Origin of the sequence: Paenibacillus tyrphae (assembly GCF_000722545.1) — a bacterium.
Taxonomy (GTDB): domain Bacteria; phylum Bacillota; class Bacilli; order Paenibacillales; family NBRC-103111; genus Paenibacillus_G; species Paenibacillus_G tyrfis.
Window position 1 is genome coordinate 38,773 of the sequence record NZ_JNVM01000003.1, and the last position, 20,925, is coordinate 59,697.

23 protein-coding genes and 1 riboswitch are annotated in these 20,925 nt (G+C 54.7%); of the genes, 4 read left to right on the plus strand and 19 right to left on the minus strand.

Annotated features, from left to right (window positions below; genetic code table 11):
* Nucleotides 1-26: 26 nt before the first annotated feature.
* The 3 genes from ET33_RS02690 to ET33_RS02700 all read right to left on the minus strand — a co-directional run bounded on the left by ET33_RS02690 (nt 27) and on the right by ET33_RS02700 (nt 2,724).
* On the minus strand, nt 27-509 hold the full coding sequence (locus ET33_RS02690; RefSeq protein WP_036676161.1) for a C40 family peptidase: 483 nt from the start codon (nt 507-509) through the stop codon (nt 27-29).
* Nucleotides 510-670: 161 nt separating this feature from the next.
* Nucleotides 671-2,038, minus strand: a complete 1,368-nt coding sequence (locus ET33_RS02695) for a sensor histidine kinase (protein WP_036676162.1) — start codon at nt 2,036-2,038, stop codon at nt 671-673.
* Nucleotides 2,035-2,724 carry a response regulator transcription factor gene (locus ET33_RS02700; protein WP_036676163.1) on the minus strand — a complete coding sequence of 230 codons (690 nt, stop codon included), beginning with the start codon at nt 2,722-2,724 and terminating at the stop codon, nt 2,035-2,037. The genes ET33_RS02695 and ET33_RS02700 overlap by 4 nt, the downstream gene beginning before the upstream one ends.
* Nucleotides 2,725-2,857: 133 nt before the next feature.
* Here ET33_RS02700 and ET33_RS02705 point away from each other — a divergent pair, with 133 nt between their 5' ends.
* The gene (locus ET33_RS02705; protein ID WP_036676165.1) at nt 2,858-3,337 is read left to right on the plus strand and encodes a GAF domain-containing protein; all 480 of its coding nucleotides are present in this window, start codon (nt 2,858-2,860) and stop codon (nt 3,335-3,337) included.
* 86 nt (nt 3,338-3,423) lie between these two features.
* On the opposite strand, the gene ET33_RS02710 is transcribed toward ET33_RS02705, so the two are convergent.
* The 4 genes from ET33_RS02710 to ET33_RS02725 form a co-directional block, all read right to left on the minus strand.
* Entirely contained in the window at nt 3,424-3,945 is a 522-nt protein-coding gene (locus ET33_RS02710) for a hypothetical protein (protein WP_036676167.1), read from the minus strand.
* Nucleotides 3,946-3,966: 21 nt separating this feature from the next.
* Nucleotides 3,967-4,266 (minus strand): hypothetical protein, encoded by a 300-nt coding sequence (locus ET33_RS02715; protein WP_036676170.1) that lies wholly within the window; start codon nt 4,264-4,266, stop codon nt 3,967-3,969.
* A gap of 89 nt (nt 4,267-4,355) precedes the next feature.
* On the minus strand, nt 4,356-6,659 hold the full coding sequence (locus ET33_RS02720; protein WP_036676171.1) for a thiamine pyrophosphate-dependent enzyme: 2,304 nt from the start codon (nt 6,657-6,659) through the stop codon (nt 4,356-4,358).
* A 38-nt stretch (nt 6,660-6,697) separates the two neighbouring features.
* The gene (locus ET33_RS02725; protein WP_036676172.1) at nt 6,698-7,702 is read right to left on the minus strand and encodes a 2-oxoacid:acceptor oxidoreductase family protein; all 1,005 of its coding nucleotides are present in this window, start codon (nt 7,700-7,702) and stop codon (nt 6,698-6,700) included.
* A 313-nt stretch (nt 7,703-8,015) separates the two neighbouring features.
* Here ET33_RS02725 and ET33_RS02730 point away from each other — a divergent pair, with 313 nt between their 5' ends.
* Entirely contained in the window at nt 8,016-8,825 is an 810-nt protein-coding gene (locus ET33_RS02730) for an inositol monophosphatase family protein (protein WP_036676175.1), read from the plus strand.
* A gap of 72 nt (nt 8,826-8,897) precedes the next feature.
* Here ET33_RS02730 and ET33_RS02735 read toward each other — a convergent pair whose 3' ends face one another.
* The 7 genes from ET33_RS02735 to ET33_RS02765 all read right to left on the minus strand — a co-directional run bounded on the left by ET33_RS02735 (nt 8,898) and on the right by ET33_RS02765 (nt 14,939).
* Entirely contained in the window at nt 8,898-9,758 is an 861-nt protein-coding gene (locus ET33_RS02735) for a transporter substrate-binding domain-containing protein (RefSeq protein ID WP_200879177.1), read from the minus strand.
* Nucleotides 9,755-10,522, minus strand: a complete 768-nt coding sequence (locus ET33_RS02740; RefSeq protein ID WP_036676177.1) for an amino acid ABC transporter ATP-binding protein — start codon at nt 10,520-10,522, stop codon at nt 9,755-9,757. Before ET33_RS02740 ends, ET33_RS02735 begins: the two co-directional genes overlap by 4 nt.
* Nucleotides 10,503-11,189 carry an amino acid ABC transporter permease gene (locus tag ET33_RS02745; protein WP_036676179.1) on the minus strand — a complete coding sequence of 229 codons (687 nt, stop codon included), beginning with the start codon at nt 11,187-11,189 and terminating at the stop codon, nt 10,503-10,505. The genes ET33_RS02740 and ET33_RS02745 overlap by 20 nt, the downstream gene beginning before the upstream one ends.
* Nucleotides 11,170-11,835 (minus strand): amino acid ABC transporter permease, encoded by a 666-nt coding sequence (locus ET33_RS02750; RefSeq protein ID WP_036676181.1) that lies wholly within the window; start codon nt 11,833-11,835, stop codon nt 11,170-11,172. The genes ET33_RS02745 and ET33_RS02750 overlap by 20 nt, the downstream gene beginning before the upstream one ends.
* Entirely contained in the window at nt 11,832-13,109 is a 1,278-nt protein-coding gene (locus ET33_RS02755; RefSeq protein ID WP_036676519.1) for a threonine synthase, read from the minus strand. Before ET33_RS02755 ends, ET33_RS02750 begins: the two co-directional genes overlap by 4 nt.
* Nucleotides 13,110-13,344: 235 nt before the next feature.
* On the minus strand, nt 13,345-14,208 hold the full coding sequence (locus ET33_RS02760; protein WP_152570582.1) for a GNAT family N-acetyltransferase: 864 nt from the start codon (nt 14,206-14,208) through the stop codon (nt 13,345-13,347).
* Nucleotides 14,205-14,939 (minus strand): metallophosphoesterase, encoded by a 735-nt coding sequence (locus ET33_RS02765; RefSeq protein ID WP_036676182.1) that lies wholly within the window; start codon nt 14,937-14,939, stop codon nt 14,205-14,207. The genes ET33_RS02760 and ET33_RS02765 overlap by 4 nt, the downstream gene beginning before the upstream one ends.
* A 213-nt stretch (nt 14,940-15,152) precedes the next feature.
* On the opposite strand from ET33_RS02765, the gene ET33_RS02770 reads away from it, so the two are divergent.
* Together ET33_RS02770 and ET33_RS02775 are read left to right on the plus strand one after the other, a co-directional pair.
* Nucleotides 15,153-15,362 (plus strand): hypothetical protein, encoded by a 210-nt coding sequence (locus ET33_RS02770; protein WP_036676186.1) that lies wholly within the window; start codon nt 15,153-15,155, stop codon nt 15,360-15,362.
* 99 nt (nt 15,363-15,461) lie between these two features.
* Nucleotides 15,462-16,082, plus strand: a complete 621-nt coding sequence (locus ET33_RS02775) for a TetR/AcrR family transcriptional regulator (protein ID WP_036676187.1) — start codon at nt 15,462-15,464, stop codon at nt 16,080-16,082.
* A gap of 126 nt (nt 16,083-16,208) precedes the next feature.
* On the opposite strand, the gene ET33_RS02780 is transcribed toward ET33_RS02775, so the two are convergent.
* The 5 genes from ET33_RS02780 to ET33_RS02805 form a co-directional block, all read right to left on the minus strand.
* Nucleotides 16,209-16,940 carry a class I SAM-dependent methyltransferase gene (locus tag ET33_RS02780; protein ID WP_036676189.1) on the minus strand — a complete coding sequence of 244 codons (732 nt, stop codon included), beginning with the start codon at nt 16,938-16,940 and terminating at the stop codon, nt 16,209-16,211.
* A 296-nt stretch (nt 16,941-17,236) separates the two neighbouring features.
* Complete coding sequence (locus tag ET33_RS02785; RefSeq protein WP_036676192.1) at nt 17,237-17,911, minus strand: response regulator transcription factor; 675 nt, start codon at nt 17,909-17,911, stop codon at nt 17,237-17,239.
* A 133-nt stretch (nt 17,912-18,044) separates the two neighbouring features.
* Entirely contained in the window at nt 18,045-18,512 is a 468-nt protein-coding gene (locus ET33_RS02790) for an MEKHLA domain-containing protein (protein WP_036676194.1), read from the minus strand.
* A complete protein-coding gene (locus ET33_RS02795) occupies nt 18,509-18,775 on the minus strand; it encodes an HPr family phosphocarrier protein (RefSeq protein WP_036676196.1) in 267 nt (88 codons plus the stop codon). The genes ET33_RS02790 and ET33_RS02795 overlap by 4 nt, the downstream gene beginning before the upstream one ends.
* Nucleotides 18,776-18,978: 203 nt before the next feature.
* Nucleotides 18,979-19,066, minus strand: a riboswitch (cyclic di-GMP riboswitch).
* Between the two features lie 215 nt (nt 19,067-19,281).
* Nucleotides 19,282-20,868 carry a PucR family transcriptional regulator gene (locus ET33_RS02805; RefSeq protein ID WP_036676201.1) on the minus strand — a complete coding sequence of 529 codons (1,587 nt, stop codon included), beginning with the start codon at nt 20,866-20,868 and terminating at the stop codon, nt 19,282-19,284.
* Nucleotides 20,869-20,925 lie beyond the last annotated feature (57 nt).

Below are 20,925 nucleotides of genomic sequence, written 5' to 3' on the forward strand. Positions count from 1 at the left end.
GCTTTTGTTCATGCGCTCGTTGGAGATTAGAGTACGCGGCGTGCCGTCGTATAGTGCTGGCTCCACCAGCCGCTGTTCAGATCGGAGATGGTAACCCCCGGCTTGCCGTACGTGTGCATAATTTTCCCGTTACCTATATAAACTGCAACGTGATGAATCGGAGAGTAGAAGAAGACCAGGTCTCCCGGCTGCAATTGGCTTCTTGGCACAAAGGTGCCGGCTTTGGATTGAGCTGCTGACGAACGTGGCAGCTTCACGCCGTATTTGCCGAAGATCGTCGCCGTGAAAGAAGAGCAGTCGAATACTTTGGTCGTACCGAGCGGCGCACCGAACTTGTAAGGGGTGTGCAGGTAGTTTTCCCCTGTGGAAATAATGCTTTGCGCTTTGGATGCGGAATACGCGTAAGCACTATTGGCCGGAGTGGCGAGCGTGCTGCCGAACAGAAAAGCCGAGCATAGGCCGATCGACAGTACCATGTTTCCCCAGCGTTTTCCAAACAGTTGTTTCATCTGTAACGTCCTCCTTGAAGTAAGGTTTGGCTGATTGCCTGTACCCACTATAGCACAGATCAAAACGCAGGTTTTTCCGCCAAACTCCGCTTAAGGCCTGCCGCCCGGCGCTCCAGAGCCGTTTATTAGAAATTCGTGAGAAAACTCTCATATTGTTTTTATTAAACCGCTGTCGAGGATGATTTTGGCAGTTTGACCGTCGCCGTCGTCCCCTCTCCTTCCTCGCTGTCCAAGCGGATCGAGCCTTGATGCAGCTCGACAATTTGCTTCGCTATCGCCAGACCCAGCCCCGATCCTCCGGTGCCCCGGCTTCTCGCCTTATCCACGCGATAGAACCGCTCGAACAGCAAAGGAAGCTCCTCGGACGGAATCCCCATCCCTTGATCCATGACTCGAATAACGACGAAGCGCTCCTCCTCCCCGCATTCGACGAGAACGTTTTTCCGGCTGTATTTGATCGCATTGTCCAGCAGAATGATCAGCAGCTGCTTCAGCCTTGCCTCATCGCCGCTGCATCGCGCCTCCTCCGAATCGATTCGAACGATTATATCTCTGCCAAACGCACGGCGCATTTGCTCGGCGGTGGAGCGGATCAGCTCCGCGATGCGGACGGGATGCAGTTCCGTCATCGCCAGGCGTTCCACCTCTGCCAGCCGCAGCAGAGCGTCGATCAGCCCTTTGAGGCGCACGGTTTCCGAATGAATCGCATTCAGCGCCTCCTGTTGGATTACTGGGTCCCGGCCTCCCCATCGGCGCAGCAGCGACGTATAGCTTTCGATGACGGTCAGCGGCGTCTTCAGCTCGTGCGAGGCATCCGCGACAAAATGCTTCTGTCTCCGGTCGTTTTCCTGCAAATGCACGATCATTTCGTTGAACGTTCGGCCGAGCTCGCCCAGCTCGTCCTTTTTCGCCGTGAACTGGGGACTAAGCAGAATAAAATCCCCCTTGCTTCGGATCGTTCGCATCGTCTCCAGCAATTGGCGGATCGGACGCACGAGCGCCTTCGTATAGAAAAAACCGACGAGCGGTGAAAACAGCAGCACGCTGCCCGTCGTCACCGTGAGTCCCGCAACCAGGAGGTCCATAAAAGCGGCGACGACGTTCAGCCCTTTTCCAAGCTCCAGCAGCCCGATTTGAACGTTATTTTTGCCGACGATCGGCACTTGAACGAACAAAATCAGCAGGCCCAGCTCGTTCTGCACATAGGTATGATACTGCGTCCGGTACGTCGCCGGGTGAGCCGACAGCTCCTCGCTTGACGACACTTGCGCACGCACGGCCCCGTCAGGTGAAATGATTCGAATGAGCGTGTCGGACTCCAAATATTGCTGCAATTGGCCGGAATTCCAATGGGATGGAGCATAAATCTCCGGATCGCGCAAAATGATTTGCGCTTTACTCCACAGCTGTCGCACTTCATTATCCGTCGTCTTCTTCAAAATATAGTAATAAATGAACCAGTTGAAAAAGATGACGATCAACAAGATCCATACGCACGACAGCAGCATCAGTCGCGTCCGCAGGCTCATGGCTCAAGGTCCGCCAGCTCGTAACCGACGCCTCGGGCGGTCTTGATCAGCTTGGGCTGATAGCCTTTGTCGACCTTCTGGCGCAAATAGCGGATATAGACGTCGACAATATTGGTATCGCCTACGAAATCGTAGCCCCACACGTCGGAAATAATTTGTTCCCTCGTCAGGACGTACCCTTTGTGCTGAATCAAATATTGCAGCAGGTCGAACTCTTTCGGCGTCAGTTCGATCAAGCTGCCTGCGCGCGTCACTTTTCGCGCCTTGAGATCGATGGTCAAATCCGCCGCGCTCAGCGTGTCGGATTCCGGCTTATGCCGGTTCGTCATCCCGATCAGGTTGCGGACGCGCGCCAGCAGCTCCTCGATCACGAACGGCTTTGTGATGTAGTCGTTCGCGCCCTGATCGAACCCGCTGACAATATCTGGCGTCCCATCGCGGGCCGTCAGCAAGATGACAGGCACTTCGGCGTTGACTTGACGAATGCGCCGCAGCACTTCCAGTCCGTTCCATTCCGGAAGCATGACATCGAGCAAAATAAGGCTCCAAGGCTTGGAAGTAGCCAGTCTCGCCCCTTCCCGGCCATCATGCGCCGTCTCGACTTCGTAGCCTTCGTGCTCAAGCTCCAGCATCAGCACGCGGGCAATATGTTTTTCGTCTTCAATGACCAGAATAGATTGCGTCATACGTTCTCCTGCAGCCGTTTGTATACAGGGTAACCATTCCAGCCGGACCGTATTCCGATTTTCGGCGCCTTGACGTCCCATGGAAAATATGCTAATTTCAGCGTAATCTGCCGCCAAAAAGGAGTCGTCGTTTATGTTTCATGCCTCTGCCTATACGGGAACGCGCGAGGAAAATTACAAGCTGCTCATTTCCCAATTGTCCGCGCTTATTGAAGATGAGCCGAACCGGATTGCCAACCTGGCCAACGCCGCCGCGCTGCTGAACCAGTTTCTGGAGCGGATCAACTGGGTCGGCTTTTATTTAATCGAGGAAGGGGAGCTGGTGCTCGGGCCTTTTCAAGGCTTGCCCGCCTGCGTGCGCATTCCGCTCGACAAGGGCGTCTGCGGCCGTGCAGCCAGCCTCCGGGAAACGGTCCGCGTCGCGGACGTTCATCAATTCCCCGGCCACATTGCTTGTGACGCCGCTTCGCAATCGGAAATTGTCGTTCCGATTCTCCATGGCGAGCGCCTGATCGGCGTGCTGGACATCGATAGCCCAGAGAAAAATCGTTTCGACGAGACGGACCAGCATTATTTGGAGCTGTTCGCGTTGAAGCTCACTGAACGGATGTAACGTAGGGCGAATTTTATCCACACGAAAAACCGGGATTTGAAACGGTTTCCCGCTCGAATTCCGGTTTGTTCTAAAACTTCCCAAATTTAACCTTCTTTATTTTGGTTCGCGGCTTCCTGCCGCTCGCTGCCGAAGGCCATAACGAGATTTTGAATTTTTTGCAGCCGGATATATTCGTTCTGCTTCAGATCGCTGCGGAAGTACGCGTATAAATACGCCCCCTCCAAAAAGCTGAGTCCGGGATAGCATACGAGATCCGAATTCGTATACGGATTATCGAGCAGCACCTGCCACTCCCCTTCGCGCTCTTCGACCGGAATGGTCTCCAGCACCGTTTGCTTGTATGCGGCAATCCGCTCGAATTCGTCCCATATGTTGACCCAGGAAGGGCTGAACGTCCCCGGCTCGGGAAACAACTGCTTAGCTTGCGCCAGCAGCTTATTCACGGCTGCAATGTCACCGTCCGAAAATTGCTTCAGACGATCTCGAAAGCCTTCGAGCAGCAGCCGGAAGGCGGTAAAGCCCTGGCTTTGAATCGATTCCCGAAAGACGGCCAGCTCCTGCTCGGTGCCCGCCGCTTTGAAATCGGCAAAAGGGTTTGTATTCATCAAAACTACCATTCCCCGTTTTTATAGTCGTTCGGAGGCGGAATGAACGGTTAGCTGGCCGTCTCCGCTCAGGCGCACCCGGCGCGACGGATCGTTCTTCAGCTTCACGTTGCAGAGCTTGACACGATCCTCTTTGATCAAAAGGATATGCCAATGATGAGGGTTATCATACCCGATGCTCTCCAGAAAAGAATGCTTGTCCGCCTCGGCCTGCCCCTCGTCCTCCCACTGTCTGACGCCGAAATAATCGAAATCGTATACGTTTTTTTGAATGCATGCGGCGATTTCGCCGGAATCGGCATGTCTTAGTACATAAGGCATCGAAACTCCTCCGAATCGGTTCTGAAAATGAAAAGGCGCAAGCTCAACGTACGAGTTTGCGCCTGAGGTTCGTGCCGGCCCTTACCTTATTACAGGTAAGGATTTTCGTGCTTCGCCTTAAGACGGCTCCAGCGGCGTTCGACTTCGTTCTCAAACGATTGCAGCGCCTCCGCGTATTCGGGCTTCGTCAGGTGCTTCGTCTTACCCATATTTTTCAGCCAGTCGCCGACCGGAATCCGCTTGTTCTTCTCTTCCGGATTGAACGTGATCGTCGTTACGCCGTTCTCCACTTCGTACAGCGGGAAGAAGCAGGAGTTGACGGCTTGATCGATGAGCGATTGCCCGATTTGTTCCTCGGACAGCCAGTTGAGCGGACAGGTGATGAGGATTTTGCCGTAAACCAAACCCTCGTTCTGCGCATAGTACTGCGCCTTGGCGGCTTTTTTCAGCAAATCCTGCGGGTTCGCTTCGGACCCGGTGAACACGTAAGGAATATTCGTCGCGGCCATAATCTGCGGCGTGTCCTTATGATGGAACAGCTTGCCGCCCTGATGCTTCCCGACGTTGGACGTGGAGGTCCGGTGGCCGAGCGGCGTCGAATAGGACAGTTGCGCGCCGGTATTCATGTAGCCTTCGTTATCGTATTCGAGAATGATCATTTTATGATTGCGTAGCGCAGCGCCGATGGCCGGGCCCATCCCGATATCCATCCCGCCGTCGCCGGTGATCATGACGAACGTGAAATCGTCCGGCAGGTCCAGATGCTCCAGCTCGCCGCGGCGTTTGCGCTCCCAGAACATTTCCACGGCACCGGAGAGCGTTGCCGCGCCGCTTTGGAACAAGTTGTGAATGTAGGTCGCTTTATGCGAAGAATAAGGATAGCCCGTCGTCACGACCATCGCGCAGCCGGTATGGAACAGCGCCACGATATCTCCTTCGATCCCTTTGAAGAACAGCTCCAGACCGGAGAAAATACCGCAGCCCGGACAGGCCCCATGCCCCGGCGCAAGCCGCTTCGGCTTCTTGGTTAGCTGGCGGATCGGCGGAACCTTCACCTTCAATTGGCCCGTCGTCTCGTCTTTGTCGACCGTAATCAATCCGGTCTTCAAATCCTCGTATTTCATCGGTTCAATGACACGCTCCGGTTTCTTGTTCGGATCGCCCGGCGTATGCCCGTAATAATCGAATGGGACGTCGACCCGGCCTTTTTGGACCGCTTCGATCGCCAATTCGAACAGATGATGACCGTCCTCGGCGTAGAAGTCTTTGCCGCCCAGCCCGTAAATCCGGCTGATGACCATCGTATCGCGGTTGCCTTCCGTGAACAGCGCCGCTTTGATCTCCATCGTCATGTTCCCGCCGTGCGCCCCATACGAATCCGCGCGGTCGCCGATCGTGACGGCTTTGACGTTTTTGAGCGCTTCGGCGATCTGCTTCTGAGGGAACGGGCGAATCATATTCGGCGCGATCGAGCCGGCTTTGATCCCTTTGGCCCGCAGCTGATCGACAACATCTTTAATGATCTCGGACGACGAGTTCATCAGGAATACCGCCACTTCGGCGTCTTCCATCCGGTACAGGTCGAGAATCGGATAATCGCGGCCCGTCAGCACCCGGTATTCTTGACGGATGCGGTCGAATACTTCCCCGGCATTGTACATGGCAACGGACTGCTGATAGCAGTTGTTGATGTAATCCGGCTCGTTCATGTAAGGTCCTACCGTAATCGGATTGTTGCGGTCAAGCACGTGCGGGAACTGCTTCGGCTGCTCGCCGATAAAGGCATGCACGTCCGATTTGTGGGCGAACGTTTGCACGCGGCGTTTTTGGTGAGAAGTGAAGTAACCGTCGGAAGCGACGATGACCGGTAGGCGAACCTCCGGATCTTCGGCCAGCTTGATGGCCATAATATTCATATCGTAGACGGCTTGCGGATCGCGGCACATCAGGATCGGCCAGCCCGTATTGAGCGCGTAGTACAGGTCCGAGTGGTCGCCATGGATGTTCAAAGGTCCGGATACCGAGCGGCAGACGAGGTTCAAAACCATCGGGAACCGGGTCCCGGATTGTACCGGCATCTGCTCCAGCATATACAAGTAACCGTTCGCGCTGGTCGCATTGAACACGCGTCCACCCGCGGTGGAAGCGCCGTAGCAAATCCCTGCCGAGCCGTGCTCGCCGTCCGCCGGAATCAGCTTGATGTCATGCTGGCCGTTCGCCTTCATCAGATCGAGAAACTGCGCAACCTCCGTTGACGGCGAAATCGGGAAGTAACCCATAATATGGTAGTTGATCTGGTGAGCCGCATAAGCCGCCATCTCGTTGCCGGATTCGTAGACCATCCGCTGCTCAACCGTACCTTGGCTGACCTCTTTGTTAATCTCAATAGCCATTCGTTTGGTTCACCTCTCCCTGCTAACAGTAATTTCTCTTACTGAGCTAAGCTAAAACGATGCGGCACGCGATGCTCTTCCGCGTAGCCCTCCGTCTCGCGGTTGGAGGACAGCGCCTCGGTCGGACAGGCGACGACGCACTTCAAACAGCCTTTGCAGTACTGATAGTCGATGCCTTGGAGGAACATTTGCGGACGTCCTTTCTTGTCCGGCTGTTCGTCCCACACGAAGCAGAAGTCGGGACAGGCGGTGTCACAGGCCGCGCAGTGAATGCATTTCTCGTCGTCAAAATGCGGCATCATCCCGCTGCGGGATATGCTGAGGTCCTTCAGGATGCTGTTCCCCGGATTCGTCACCATCCCGCCGATCGGCTGGGTCTCGTATCCGTACATCGGAATATCCCACCGCTTCGGCAGCGGCATCTCCACACCCTCTGGCAGTGCGAACGTCTGGAACTGCACCTCGTCATAGCCGCGCTGGAACGTACGCAGGGCAGGCTCAACCGCGCCGGGGTATTTTTTCTCCAGCGACTTGCGGATAATGCCTTTCATGTGTTCGAAATCGAGGAAGTCGCACAGCCGGAACAGACTGCCCAGCATCGCCATGTTGACGCGGTTTTTCTCCTCCAGCGCAATGCCGGTTGCATCGACCACCGCAATGGTGCCGCCGGTCAGCTTCATGTTCTCTTTCAGGGCTTCCGGACTTTTTGCCGAATTGACCAGAACCAGGCTGTCCTCGTAAATGCCGCTGATCACGTTGACCGTTTTCGACAAGTTCTCATGAAAAATGCCTACGACATGCGGACGTTCTACTGGAGTCGTATCGCGAATATTCGTATTTATGTCGCAAAAACGGATATGCGCTTTAACCGGCGAGCCTTTTTTCTCCGAACCGTAAGAAGAAAAGCTCACGCCGTTAAACCCGCTTCCAACGACGCCAGCCTCCGCAAGCATTTTCCCCGCCAAGTTGGCTCCCAAACCGCCGATGGATTCGAGCCGAATTTCAAAGAAGCCGAGGTCGTTCATTTTCGGTAGAACTCTCATCTGTTCAACTCCCCTCATGTTTGAAAAGTTATACTATTCCCACAATTCAGTATACCAGTTTATACCTGCCTCGCATAGGGCTTTTGGCTTGAAAGTTTCGTGTCGCAAACGCTTTCGTCAACTAAGCTTCCATTGCTCGAGCATTTGACCTGACATGATTTTAGAAGTAGTATTTATTCATACCACTACTAAAGATGAGGCAGCGTAGATGCACATCAAAGCCGATTTCGGCGGGAGCTGGCTGCAAAGTACGGTGAAAACTATGGAAAGCTGCTTGCCTAAATAATATAAAAAACAAAGGATGGGATATTGGATGACTGGAATCGATATTGCTTTTTGCACAAGACTGCTGAAGGAGGTCGGAGACGACCTGTATGCGAAATTTGCGGAGACGCGAGGAACCCCGCCGCACGATTTCGAGGAGCTTGCACAGCGGTTTCGGCAGCTTAACGACCAAGCCGAGGAGGCGATCCGCTCTGCACTGCAAACGAACTACCCGGCCATCCGCTGGTCCGACGGGGAGTTCGATCTGGAAGAGCAGCAGCACGCTATGCGTTCTGGCGACTACTGGATTTGCGATCCGATGGATGGAGCGTTTCACTTTTTCCAAGGCTTCACGTTCTGGTCTACGGCGCTCTGCTTGATCCGGGACGGCGTTCCGGTCTTTTCCGCCGTATACGACCCGTGCCACCGCGAGCTGTTTCATGCGGTGCAGGGCGAAGGCGCTTATTTAAACGGGGTGCGGATAGCCGCGGGCAAGAAGCAGGAGCTGAAGCATGCCGTCGTCGCCACCTCCCATCCTACCCAGGTTTCCAAAGACGGCACGCTGTTGCAGACGGTTCAAGGGCTTTCACGGGTCATGTCCCGTTCGATGATCACCCGGATGCTGGGCTCCGTGTCGCTTCAGCTCGCTTATGTCGCAAGCGGGAGGCTGGATGCCTACTGGGAGCACGGGAACGATACCTTCGATTGGCTGCCCGGCGCGCTGCTGGTACAGGAAGCCGGAGGTAAAGTCACGGATACGGAAGGCCGTCTGTTCGGGCAAGGTCCCGGCGGAATCGCAGCCGCCAGCCGTACGCTTCACCCGCAGTTAGTCGCCGCCTTGCAGGAGGAGGCCGTTTGACAGGCCCGCGGGAGGGGATAAATCAAAAACCAAGCCCTAACATGCCGTTGGGCTTGGTTCCCTTTTCATCAACTATTGCCACTTGCCGCCTTCGACGATAATTTCATTCGGATCTACATCCGGACCGAGCTCTGCCCTGACGTATTTGTCGTAGAGCTGCAGCAGAAATTTTTCCTTCCCCAGCGCCTCCAGCTCCTGATTGACCCATTCCCGCAGCTCGCTGTTTCCTTTTTTCACCGCCGGAGCGATCGGAGCTTCTTTCTCCAGCTTCTCGGGAAGCACGGTGAAGCCGGGGTTTTTGCGCACCCAACTCAACAAGATGAGGCTGTCCTGGGCATACGCGGGGCTCCGCCCGTCCTTCAGCGCTTGAAGCGACTCGGTATTTTTCTCGAATTTGATCAATTCGACGTCCGGCCGGTTTTTAGTCAGGAAAATATCGGCGGTCGTTCCTTTCGTAACGATCACTTTTTTCCCCTTCAAATCGGCCAGCGACTTGATGCCGCTATTGTCACGGACAATGACCTGCGTCGCCGCCTTCAAATTCGGGTTGGTGAAGTCGACCGCCTGCTTCCGCTCCTCGGTCACCGTCATGTTGGCGACGATGAGGTCGACTTTGTCGCTTTGCAGGAATGGAATGCGGCTTGCCGGTTCGACGACCACGAATTCAACTTTGCTCTCATCGCCGAGGAGATCCTTGGTAAACCGTCTCGCCAAGTCGTTGTCAAAGCCGACAAGCTTGCCCTTCTCGTCCGTAAAGCCGAACGGAGGCTTATCCGAGAAAACGCCGACGATCAGCTTACCGCGGTCTTTGATTTTTTGCAGCGCGCCTGCCGGCTTTGGATCGTTCGTCGCCTTTCCACCCGTGCCGCAGGCAGCAAGCAACCCTACTAGCAGGCTTAAAACCAATAAGGATGTTTTTCTCTTTTTTATCATCCGCTCTCTCTCCCTTTCCATGTCTCCACAAGCAAAAATTTGTCCAAAAAGTGCCTAGCCCGCTCCGTTTTCGGTTTTGTAAAAAACGTCTCCGGCGAGCCCGTCTCGCAGATTCTTCCTTCGTCCATGAAGACGATCCGGTCGGCTACCGCCCGGGCAAAACCCATTTCATGAGTGACGATCACCATCGTCATGCCCTGCTCGGCCAAACCGAGCATGACCTCCAGCACTTCCTTGACCATCTCGGGGTCGAGCGCCGCCGTGACCTCGTCGAAAAGTATGACCTCCGGGTTCATGCACAGCGCCCGCACGATGGCAATCCGCTGCTGCTGACCGCCCGAAAGCTGCCTCGGATAGGCGTGCTTCTTATCGAGCAGTCCAACGCGCTCCAGCAGCTTCTCCGCCTGAGCCTCCGCTTCCCGCTTGGACCGGCGCTGGGCTTTGACCGGGCCGAGCACGATATTGTCGAGAACGGTCAAGTGCGGGAACAGATGGTAGCTCTGAAACACCATGCCGATCTGCTGCCTGATGTGCTGCCAGCGGACGTTCCCCGAGGTCAGCTCCTGCCCGCAAAACCGGATGCTGCCGGCTTGCGCCGTTTCCAGCCCGTTCAGGCACCGCAGCAAGGTGCTTTTGCCGCAGCCGCTTGGCCCGAGGATGACGACCACCTCGCCTTTGGCAATCTGGAGATCGATCTCTCGCAGCACCCAATGCCGGTCGAACGCTTTGCTTACCTTCGTCAGTTCAAGCAAAATCCCGGACACCCGCCTCTCCTCCTTTCCGCAATTTGTTTTCCAGTTTTCTGGATAAGACGGACAGCGGATAGCACAGCACAAAATAAAGCAGGAACAGCGTGCCGTAGATCAGTACGGATTCTCCCGTCCGCTCGATAATTTGCTGCCCCGTCTTGATGATTTCCGTTACGCCGATCAGGACGGCGAGCGACGTCGTTTTGACGATGCGGGTATACACGTTGATGACGGGCGGAATCATGCGGCGCAGCGCCTGCGGAAGCAGGACGTGGACATAAAGCTGCATCGGGCTCAGGCCGATCGATTGCCCCGCTTCCTTCTGCCCCTTGGGCAGCGAGATCAGGGCGCCGCGGACTACCTCGCCGACCTCCGTCATCCCCCACAGCGACAGCACCAGAACGGCGCAGGCGAAGCCGGGCAGGTCAATGCCGAAAAAGATCGGCAGACCGAAGAAAAAGAAAAACAGCCAGACCAAAATCGGAATCGACCGGAACAGCTCCAGATACGTCCGGGTAAGCACGCCCAGCCAGCGGCTGCGGGAGGCCCGAAGCACTCCGAACACAAGGCCGCCGAGCGTGCTGCACACAATGCAGTACAGCGCGAGGATTAACGTCTGAAGCAAGCCTTTGACGAGCTGGGGAAGCGATACGATCAAGAGATCAAATCCCGAACTGGCCATGCCGGAACCTCCTTTCCACCCATGAAAGCAAGAAGGACAGCGGCAGGAAAAGCAGCACATACAGGAAGGTCATCAACAGAAGCATTTCGTAGGTTTTGTAGTAAAGCGCGATGTAGTTCGTGGTGGTGTACAAAATTTCAGGGATCGCCACTGCGGACACGACCGTCGTTTCTTTCAGCAAAAAAATAAAATTCGCAAACAAGGACGGTGTCGCAATCCGCAGCGCTTGAGGCAGAACGATCATGCGAAACAGCTGCCAGCGGGACAGGCCGAGCGCCAGCCCCGATTCCGTCTGGCTCCCGGATACGGCCTCGATCCCGGCGCGGAATACCTCCGTGAAGTACCCGCCGCCGAGAAACGTCAGCGCCAGTACCGCCGTGGCGTAATTGGATAGATGGATGCCCAGAGACGGCAGCGCAAAATAAACGAAAAACAGCTGAATCAGCAGCGGCGTATTCCGCGCAAGCTCGACGTAGGCGCGCACCACCCAGGTCAGCCCGCGCACCCGGAAAAAGATAACGGCCGAGTTCAGCGCAGCCACGAGCAGCGAAGCGACGATGGCGATTCCGGCGACGGCAAGCGTCACGAGCGCCGCGTGGCCGAAGTCGGGCAGATGGTCGAGCATGAATGCGGTATCGAGTGTCATGTCAACGGCAATCGCTCCTGTCCGCTCGCGTGGTCATCCGGCCGAAGCCAAGTCTCTCCCCGGCCGGTCAATCGCTCGCCCGGCTGCAGCACAGGCGGGGAGGCCTGAACCGTATTGGGGTATTTCACTCCGGAGCCGGTGTTCAATACGACGACGGTCTCCTCCTCCCGAATCCAACCGCTGCTCCGCAGCAAACGGGCGGCAGCGAACGCCGCAGCGCCCTCCGGGCACACAAAAGCTCCCTCCTCCCCGGCAATCCGGAGCTGCTCGCGCAGCAGGGTCCGGTCATCGACCGCCACCGCACAGCCGTCCGTACGGTAGAGCGCGTCGAGCACGAGAAAATCGCCGAGCGCCTTGGGGACGTTAATGCCGAAGGCAACAGTGGAAGAAGCGGGCCAGAACGTCGATTCGGTTTTCTTCTCCTTCCACGCTTGAACAATCGGGGCGCAGCCCTCCGCTTGGACGGCGACCAGTCTCGGAAGCTTGCCTTGAACCCAACCCAGCGCCTGAAGCTCCTGGAACGCTTTAAATATCCCGATCAAGCCGACGCCGCCTCCGGTCGGATATAGAATGACGTCGGGCAGCCGCCAGTTCAATTGCTCGGCGATTTCGAGGCCCATCGTCTTTTTGCCCTCGATCCGGTACGGCTCCTTTAACGTCGACGCATCGTACAGACCTTCTTCCGCGATCGCCTGGGCAACGATTTTGCCCGCGTCGCTAATCAGGCCATCGACCAAGTAAAGACGGGCCCCGGCGGCGGCGCATTCTTTGCGCGTGATCTCCGGAGCGTCCGTTGGCATTACGACCGTTGCCCGGATGCCGGCTCTGGCCGCATACAGCGCCCAAGCCGCTCCAGCATTGCCGTTCGTAGGCATCGCCAGTTCGCGCACGCCAAGCTCCTTCGCTTTGGAGACGCCAACGGCTGCGCCCCGGGCCTTGAACGAGCCTGTCGGAGTAATCCCCTCGTCTTTCATCAGCAGCTGAGGGATGCCCATCCCGCTGCCGAGCTTCGGCATCCGCAGGAGCGGGGTAATCCCCTCGCCTAACGTCACTACGTTGTCCGCTCGTTCTACCGGGAGTAGCTCGTGGTAACGCCAAAGACTCCGTTCTGTTCTTGCCGCCAGCTCGGAGCGGTCTAGCGACGATTTCAACTCCTCCAGACGGTAGCGGACGAGCAGCGGCGAACTGCAAGAGCATAATTGTACCGCCGCTTGAGCGGAATGCTTCGCTTCGCATTTCGGACAATACAAATGCGAGACATAGCTGAAGGTCACGATGGATTCCTGCCTTTCTACGGGATGCCGCACACGCTCGTAACAAAGGAAAAGCCCTTGCTTCGTTCCGCTTGCGCAGAATAAAACAAGGGCTTCCGTCCGTACGGTCAGCAACCTGGCACTTTTCGTTCATTTGATGTTTTTATACTATACAGAGTATTCCAATTTGTCAACTGAGATTTTGAACGGCGGTCCAATGGATTCGAACCTAACCGGAAAGCGGCCGCCTGGGCTTTTACCCGAATGCAGGATCGGCAAGCGCGAACAGCAGCTCGCGCCGTCCGGGCAAAGACGAAGCCCCGAGCAGCATTTGCGGCGAAACGGAAACCTCCCGAAAATCCAGCTCGCGAAGCCGCTCTCGAAAAGAGGCTTGAACGCCAGGAACATCAAGCTGAACCCGCCCCCGCCATCCAGCAATAAGCACCTTCAGCAGCCGGAGCGCCATGTCCGTGTCTGCCGAAACGAGAGGACCTACAACCAAGATATCATCCTTCGCCCGGGCGAAGCCATAGCCTTGTATTGCGCCGGATGAATCACGTACAGCCCATCCGCTGATTTTATGATGATCGATGGAACGAAGCACGCGCTCTCGCCGGACGCCTGCGGCTTCCCGATCCAGCTCGATCGCCTCGGGCAGCACGGCTTCATTCAGCGGTACCAGATCACCGTCAACGGAAGTCCGTTCCTGCTGCGCGCTTTCTGAAGGAACGTCGCACTGAAACCTGTGGGCATACTCAACCGTTTGAAAGCCGAGCGAAGTATACAGCGGAAACCCGGACTTAGTTGAAACGAGCGTAACTGCCGAGCCCGTCTTTTCCGCTTCCGACAGGCAATGGAGCATCAGACGTTTTCCTAGCCCCTTGCCTTGATATGCCGGATCGACGATAAGATGGCCGATGGAGGCCAGCTCTTGGCCGTACGCATAAAATCCCGCGCACGAAACCCATTTCTCCCCGTACCGGTGCCCATATACCGGGCCCGTACGCAAGTACAAATTGGGCTGCTTCGCAGAAAAGTTCCAACCGACGCTGCGGGTCAAGGCCAGCAGATGCGCGCCGTCGCCGGCATTCATCGATTCCAGGGCATAAGGTTCCTTCATCGCTCCCAATTCGTCCCTTCCACGTGATACGTCGTGAAGCCTCCGTTCTCGTCGATGACCAGACAGTTCAACTGCTGTCCGTAGACGCAGCCACCGTCGATCCCAATTTTATCGCCGCCGAACCATACGTCAGGAGAATCGTGTAGGGACGAGGTTCTCGTATGGCCGAAAATGACGGGTTTCTCGACCACGGTCGGATGGCCGTAAAACGGTTCGCGTATCCAGATCATATCCCGGGCAGGCTGTTCCTTCCAGTTGGGATACGCCGGGTTCAAGCCCGCATGGACATAAATGAACCGCTCGTCCTCGTAAAACAAAGGCAGGCTGCCTAAAAATGCCAAATGATGGCCATACTCCGATCGAACCCATTCTTTGGCGTTTTCGGTACGCTCCCGGTCGGTCCCTTCATTCGATTCAAAAGGGGCATAGTAGCTGGCAAGCGTCTGTACTCCGCCGTATTTTAAAAATTTCATCTCTTCGTTCTCTTCACACGGGCCTGTTACGACGTCGACAAAGCGTTGATCGTGATTGCCCCGCAGCGCGATGACCCCGTCCTCCCGAACCATGGTCATCACCCGTTCGACGACATCCTTACTTCTCGGTCCGCGATCCACATAATCTCCAAGCAGAATAAGCCGATCCTGACCGGCGTTATACTCCGCAGCGCGCAGCAGTGCGTCGAAGCTATCGTAGCTCCCGTGAATGTCGCTGATGACTAACGTTCTGTTCAATGCCTATCTGTCCTTCCGCTCTGGTATCCAATTCCGTAGCCGTTCTGACAATAGGTAATTTTATCACAGCCGTTTGTCTCTGGATAGTGTTCCTTTATCTGGCGGGCGGAGCTCGCGTTAAGTTATCGTTGAAAAATTAGTACGATCGTGCTAATATTAGCTCGATAGTACGAATTCATGTTATATACCGAATGGATAGAAAGGATGTTTTGAATGGGCACGTTTTATTTAGTCGCTGGAATGATTGCATTAGCCTTGGGTGGTAAGGGTTTTATTAGCGATCTTATCACAGGCTCGGAAAGTTCATTTTTTATCAAGAACTTCTTGCCGCAGCAGCTAGAGATGTATGCCAATATCGGACTCATCGTCATTGGTTTATTCCTTGCAGGAATAGGCGATCATATGCGCAAAAACAAAAAATAACTCACGCCAAAAGGTGCAGAGTATGGAATCACGGGGATAAAGGGTGTGGGAAAACGGAGGTGTATTGCTAGATTAGTACGATAGTGCTAAATTCAATACATGGATACGAATAAACAAGGTAAAAAACCAAAAGAAAAGACCTTTACGGAGAAGGCGAGAAGTAAGCAAATTATCGAGTGCACCATCGATGTCATCACCGAAATTGGGTATGCGAACACATCGATTGGAAAGATCGCACAAAAAGCAAACGTCAGTAAAGGGGTCATCACGTATCACTTTTCGGACAAAGAGGAATTGATGACGGGAGTCGTTGTCGATTTATATCAAAAAGCCGCCTTTTTCATGGAAAAGCATATGCAGAATCCGGACAATGCCATCGACATGTTACGAGCCTATATTGTATCGAATTTACTTTTTATCAAAGAGAACCGGAAGCATGTGGCGGCAGTTATAGAAATCGTGACGAACGATCGCAACGAACAAGGCGAATTGCGCTTTGCCGGGCAGGAGGAGGCCATTTATGCTCCGCTTGAAGAAATATTTCAATACGGACAAGAAGTGGAGGGTACCTTCAGAAGCTTTTCAAAAAGGTTTATGGCGGTCATGCTGCGAAGCGCAATTGACGCTGCCGGGGATCAGCTGGCCAAGAACGATCAGTTCGATATCGACCTCTACGCGGAAGAACTTGTTACGATGTATGATCGGGCAACGCGCAAATGAAAAATAAGGGCTAGCTGCTTGAGGCAGAACTCAAGCAGCCCCTCCCTTCTTTAGATGCGGAAAAGCCATGCGTCAGAGGCATCGGCACCACCACGATCTTATCCTTCATGCGGCTCCACCTTTGTTTTATTGTTTGACCGCGCACCAGGCTTCGACGAAATAAGAGCCAAAATAACGGATCGGCTGGATAAATCCCGCCTCTTTCAACAGCTCGAGCACACTCGAAGAGGCAACCGGATCGGATTCCCGGCCGATGGAGGCCGTAAACCGTTCCCATTCCTCCATGGCAATGCCGTTGTCCAGCATGTGGCTCTTCCAAGCCTGCATTTGCATGCCAAATGCGGCCGTGCCCGGCTCCGCGTTGATCGAAGCGAGAAAAAAGGGCGATCCGGGCTTGAGACGCCCGGCTATTTGGCAGAGCAGCTCCTTTTTCTGCGAGAGCCCGCTTACAAAATGCAGGACCAGCATGCAAGTAGCGGCATCATAAGGGAATGCATGTCTTTCGGGAAGCTGTTGGACCGAGCCTTGGACGAACGAAACCCGATGCGAGAGCCCGGCCCGCTCTACCCTCGCCTTCGCGATTTCCAACATGCGGGCGGAAGGATCGATCCCCGTAAACAACCAATCCTGGTGCCGGCTTCCGAACGTTACAAGCTCTTGACCGCCTCCTGCGCCAACAATAAGAAGCTCCGTAGCGCGGCCCGCCTCGTTCGACTGCGTTGGTTTCAAGTGTGCCGCGATCAGGCGGTCCGTCATCTCGTACATATGAGCATAGCTCGGAATTTTCAAGGCAATGGTCTCTTCATACCGGTACACCGCCGGGTGCTCCCAGCTCATCGGGACGTCGTTGTCTTTCATCCTCATCGCTCCTTCTTACAGGGGAAGTTCTTTTCAATCCCTTCCGTGTCCTGTAAACTAATAAGTAAGAATCATTCTCAATTATAAGGACGCGGAGCGAAAGCGCCATCCCACAAATATGGGATTGTTAGCTTGTCATTTCAAGAATAGAACCGGCGTCAAAAGCCGCCGCGAGCTAATTTGACAGCTGTTTTCCCGGTGCGGCGTGAACTAGCCTTCATAAAAAGCAAAGAGCAGAATTTCGGAGCTACGCTCCGCCATTCTGCTCTCTGACTTTTTTACCTCGGCCCTCTCCTCTATGCCCGCAACTCCAGCCTGTAGCCGAGCCCCCGGATCGTGCTGATCTTGAACGAATGCCGGTCCTCAGGAAACCGTTCGCGAAGGCGGTTCACATGAACGTCGACGGTCCGCTCGCCTCCGTCATAGTCGTAGCCCCAGATGTCTTCAATCAGCTGATCGCGCGAGAACGTTTTGCCGGGATAGCTGGCCAGCTTAAACAACAGCTCGAATTCCTTGAGAGGAAGCGTGATATTCCCCTGCCCTACAGAAAGCTCATATGTAAGACGGTTCATCGTTAGTTCGCCGACCTGCAGCGTCTGCGACGAAGCGATCCGGTACCGTTTCAACAACGCCTTCACGCGGACGATCAACTCTTCCGGCTCGAACGGTTTCACGAGATAATCGTCGGTGCCGAGCTCGAAGCCCTTGACTTTCTGCTTCGTCTCGCCGATGGCCGTCAGCATGAGCAGCGGCAAATCGTAAAGCTGCCGAAGCTGACGGCACAGCTCCCAGCCGTCCATATGCGGCATCATTATATCGAGAATGACCAAATCCGCCTTGAACGATTCCAGCCTGTCGAGCGCCTCCTGCCCGTGGGCGGCTTCATGTACCGTAAAGCCTTCCTGACGCAAGCATACTTTAACCAGCTCGCGGATATGCGGATCGTCGTCGACAACCATGATTCTGCTCATCTGCTTCGTCTACCGCCCTTCTGATGTTCAACTTCCTTCAACTAGGACTTACAATACAACAGAAATATAAACTGGATATGAACGACAACGGGTTCCATACATAAGAAATCCCCGCCGGAAGGACGGGGATGCATCAACAATATTCGAATTCGGAGAAGCAGGCGGCTTGCCCAGCATAGCGGCCATCCTCATCCGTGATATTCCAAACCGTAGCCTTCTTAATATAAAATCTTCGTCCGCTGCGGGAGATGCGGATTCCGGTATAATCGTCGGCATATCCTTGCTCCTGCACCTTCTTCAACAACTGCACGCGCTGCGTGCGCTCCATCTCTTCCGCCGTATACCTTGACGGGGTACGGGTGAACGTCTCCCAATCCATTTCCCACAAATTCAGCGCCGCTTGGTTGCCGTAGTTCAACACCGGGTCGTCCTCGGTCCCATGGGACAGCACGACTATCGGCGACAGGAACAACCGCTCGGTCAAGCTTCCGGAGCTTTCCGGTCCCGGAAGCAGCTCGTTTCCCGTCAACCGGCGGTAGCTGTGGATAAGCCGCTCCGCATGGTCGGGGCCGACCCCGACGCCTCCATTCGGCAAGATCATACTTGATGCTCCTTTTTCTCCAGCATAGAGCTCATCATCTCGATCGCTTCCTCTTCGTCGGCGCCTTTCGTCTGGATCGTCAATCTTGTCCCGCGCCGGATCGGAATGAGCATCATCCCGAGGATGCTCTTGGCATCGAGCTGCATACACTCCGCTTCGAAACGGATTTTGATGTCGGAACGGTATTGGTTGGCATACTGAACGATTTGCTGCAAATATTCGGGCCGCAGATCATCGGCAATAACAATTTCGTGAACTCGCATGATACGCCTCCGGTACTTTATAATGGAAAGAGTATATAAAGTTGACTGTATTATACTGCAATTCCAAGGAGGGGAAAACGTTTGCATGCCTATTTTTTCCTTAATCGGGAAAATACGCGTGTTTCTCGTTTGTTCTTGCGGTGCATGACAAATAGCCCCGCAATCTTAAACGGAACGGAGCGTACGTTTAAGCTGCATCCCTCTTTGGCGGCTCGGCCGTCATCGCATAACTTATGCCTTAGACCCGGAGCTTTGCGTCCCCGCTTTTCAACAGGTTTGCCTTTATCAGTGAAGATGTCTTCTGCGTCCTTGCCCTGCAAGCGGCGCTTGATAAAATTGTAAGCCTTCTCACTAAAATATGTCAAGCAATTCCTTCACACCGCTCTAGAATTCCGTTTCTAACATTTGCAGCAGCGGCCCAGCCGGAATCGGATCCAGCCGGGCGTTTGATTGAGCCGGTCGGGCAGCTTTCCTATCGCTTTCTATCAACGAAATGGCGAGAAGGTTTACATTGGCTTCAGCATTTGCTTAAAAGTAAACGCCAGCTTCAAGCGAAGCAGATCGTTAATTTTTTTGTAGTCGACTTCCAGCAGTTCGCCGATCTTTTCCAGCCGGTAAGCCGCTGTGTTGCGGTGAATCAGCAGCTGCTTGGCCGTCTCGTTGACTTGCCCGTCGTTCTCGATGAACGTTTCCAGCGTACGCAGCATTTCCTGCGAATATTCCGGGTCCTTCTTCAAGAGCATCTCCAGCACCTCGTTGACATAGGTCTGCATATGCTCCCTAGGGACATGCTGAAACAAGTACGCGAGCTCGACCGACCCGAACTGCACCACGGCGTCCCGTATGTCGAGCCGGTCAGCAAGCCGGGACGTTTCCAAGCATTCTTTATACGCATCCCGCAGTTGGCCCGGCCTGCCCTTCTTATTGCTGACACAGATCCGAAGCGGAGCGCCGCAGTCCTCTTGCAGCACTCCGCGCAGACACGTACGCAGCAAGTCGGTCAGCTTCCCGTCGGCCCCCGGGGCATCAACCAGAAAGATGGAGAACAAGCCCTCTTGGATGTTAAAATGAATAACCGCCATCTCCTTGAGCTCCGGGTGATACTGCAGTTCCTCGCGGATATTCCGCAGCAGCCTCTCCTTCTCCCCGCAGCCGGCTTCCGGCGACACGAGGGCAAGCAGTCCGCGATACGCGCCTTGAAACAGCGGAATCCCCCGCCGGGCCGCTTCTTCCGTCAGCGCTTCAATCGTACCGCTCCCCCGCAAATACCGGCTCAGCAGCACCCCTAGATCGTTTTGCGCCGCGTGGTTTCGATATTCATTGAAGATCACTCCCATATGATACGATATGATCTCCGCCGTTTGCAGAAACAACTCTTCCTCCACCTTTACCGGCAGGGGATTCTCCGGGAAAATGATCATATAGCCGATACACTCCTCGTGCTCCGTAAGCGGTACACGAAAACATCGGCTCTCTTCCACAAACGACCATTGCGCTTCTTTCTCCCACGGCCAGCCATGCAGCAGCTGCGAAGCTCCGAAAGACGTCGCATTGAATACGAGTTGTCCCCGGGAACCGATAACGGCGATCGGATACCCTAAGATACTCAAAAGCTTCTGAAAAAAATGGTTTATTCGATCCGGCCTAAGTGCGAATTGCATCAGTCTCTTTTGTTTGTCGAGCACGGTGTGAAGAATTTGCGTATGATATTGCATTTCGACATGAAACAGTCCGTTCAAATTGTCGGAAAAAGAACATTCATAAGGTAATCTGATCAGAGGGAAATCGAGACGGTTGGCTTCTTCAAGGATCAGCTCGGGCACTTCGTCCCAAAAACGGCCAATCTTAATACCGAGTCCGGCCGAGCGGCGCTGGTTCAACTTGCGAAGCAGAGGAATAGCATCATCCGGAGCGTCTTTCATCAAATAAGCGGTCGTGAATACCATCTCGCCTTCCTTGATCCAATCGGCAATATCCGGCGTATCCATGACTTTAACCGACTTCACGAGGCGTGACGCACCGCTTTGTCCGGCAACAAGCTTTCCTTCGGACAACGGATAAATGGACAGCACTTGTTCGACGGTGATGTTCATTTCGTTTCTTCACCTCCTGGAATAGTCTTTTGGGCGAATCTGACTCGAATCGGACGT

What these genes read in the sequence shown, in the direction of transcription:
- ET33_RS02690 (WP_036676161.1), bottom strand. Translation starts at nt 509, where the DNA reads ATGAAACAACTGTTTGGAAAACGCTGGGGAAACATGGTACTGTCGATC.
- ET33_RS02695 (WP_036676162.1), bottom strand. Translation starts at nt 2,038, where the DNA reads ATGAGCCTGCGGACGCGACTGATGCTGCTGTCGTGCGTATGGATCTTG.
- ET33_RS02700 (WP_036676163.1), bottom strand. Translation starts at nt 2,724, where the DNA reads ATGACGCAATCTATTCTGGTCATTGAAGACGAAAAACATATTGCCCGC.
- ET33_RS02705 (WP_036676165.1), top strand. Translation starts at nt 2,858, where the DNA reads ATGTTTCATGCCTCTGCCTATACGGGAACGCGCGAGGAAAATTACAAG.
- ET33_RS02710 (WP_036676167.1), bottom strand. Translation starts at nt 3,945, where the DNA reads ATGAATACAAACCCTTTTGCCGATTTCAAAGCGGCGGGCACCGAGCAG.
- ET33_RS02715 (WP_036676170.1), bottom strand. Translation starts at nt 4,266, where the DNA reads ATGCCTTATGTACTAAGACATGCCGATTCCGGCGAAATCGCCGCATGC.
- ET33_RS02720 (WP_036676171.1), bottom strand. Translation starts at nt 6,659, where the DNA reads ATGGCTATTGAGATTAACAAAGAGGTCAGCCAAGGTACGGTTGAGCAG.
- ET33_RS02725 (WP_036676172.1), bottom strand. Translation starts at nt 7,702, where the DNA reads ATGAGAGTTCTACCGAAAATGAACGACCTCGGCTTCTTTGAAATTCGG.
- ET33_RS02730 (WP_036676175.1), top strand. Translation starts at nt 8,016, where the DNA reads ATGACTGGAATCGATATTGCTTTTTGCACAAGACTGCTGAAGGAGGTC.
- ET33_RS02735 (WP_200879177.1), bottom strand. Translation starts at nt 9,758, where the DNA reads ATGATAAAAAAGAGAAAAACATCCTTATTGGTTTTAAGCCTGCTAGTA.
- ET33_RS02745 (WP_036676179.1), bottom strand. Translation starts at nt 11,189, where the DNA reads ATGGCCAGTTCGGGATTTGATCTCTTGATCGTATCGCTTCCCCAGCTC.
- ET33_RS02750 (WP_036676181.1), bottom strand. Translation starts at nt 11,835, where the DNA reads ATGACACTCGATACCGCATTCATGCTCGACCATCTGCCCGACTTCGGC.
- ET33_RS02760 (WP_152570582.1), bottom strand. Translation starts at nt 14,208, where the DNA reads ATGAAGGAACCTTATGCCCTGGAATCGATGAATGCCGGCGACGGCGCG.
- ET33_RS02770 (WP_036676186.1), top strand. Translation starts at nt 15,153, where the DNA reads ATGGGCACGTTTTATTTAGTCGCTGGAATGATTGCATTAGCCTTGGGT.
- ET33_RS02775 (WP_036676187.1), top strand. Translation starts at nt 15,462, where the DNA reads ATGGATACGAATAAACAAGGTAAAAAACCAAAAGAAAAGACCTTTACG.
- ET33_RS02780 (WP_036676189.1), bottom strand. Translation starts at nt 16,940, where the DNA reads ATGAAAGACAACGACGTCCCGATGAGCTGGGAGCACCCGGCGGTGTAC.
- ET33_RS02785 (WP_036676192.1), bottom strand. Translation starts at nt 17,911, where the DNA reads ATGAGCAGAATCATGGTTGTCGACGACGATCCGCATATCCGCGAGCTG.
- ET33_RS02790 (WP_036676194.1), bottom strand. Translation starts at nt 18,512, where the DNA reads ATGATCTTGCCGAATGGAGGCGTCGGGGTCGGCCCCGACCATGCGGAG.
- ET33_RS02795 (WP_036676196.1), bottom strand. Translation starts at nt 18,775, where the DNA reads ATGCGAGTTCACGAAATTGTTATTGCCGATGATCTGCGGCCCGAATAT.
- ET33_RS02805 (WP_036676201.1), bottom strand. Translation starts at nt 20,868, where the DNA reads ATGAACATCACCGTCGAACAAGTGCTGTCCATTTATCCGTTGTCCGAA.